This is a genomic window from Rhizobium sp. SVR5-2C, from assembly GCF_056755115.1.
In genome coordinates this window covers 1-440 of sequence record NZ_JBNDHT010000336.1, presented here as the reverse complement: position 1 = coordinate 440, position 440 = coordinate 1, and the positions used below count along the sequence as shown (strand labels likewise).

1 protein-coding gene is annotated in these 440 nt (G+C 65.0%); it reads left to right on the top strand.

All coding sequences use genetic code 11. The features are described 5' to 3' along the window. Positions 1–440 (top strand): electron transfer flavoprotein subunit alpha/FixB family protein (locus ACPYOI_RS35985; RefSeq protein ID WP_481424161.1); only part of this gene is annotated, 440 nt, incomplete at both ends.

Sequence of the window (440 nt, the reverse complement as noted above, 5' to 3'; positions counted from 1 at the left end):
AATCTGGCCGAGCCGCTCGCCGATCTGATCGTCTCGCTGGCCGCCAGCTACGACGCGATCGTCGCGGCCGCCACCTCGACCGGCAAGAACGTCATGCCGCGCGTCGCTGCCCTGCTCGACGTCGCGCAGGTCTCGGAAATCATCGAGGTCGTCTCCGCCGACACCTTCAAGCGGCCGATCTATGCCGGCAATGCCATCCAGACGGTGCAATCGACCGACGCCAGGAAGGTCATCACCGTGCGCACCGCCTCCTTTTCTCCGGCCTCCCAAGGCCCCACTGCTGCCGTTGAGGAAATCTCGACGGCAGCTCTTTCATCCGCTTTGTCGACTTTCGTCAACGACGCACTGTCGGCTTCCGACCGCCCGGAACTGACCTCGGCCCGGGTGATCATCTCCGGCGGCCGCGCCCTCGGCTCGGCCGAGAAGTTCAAGGAAGTCAT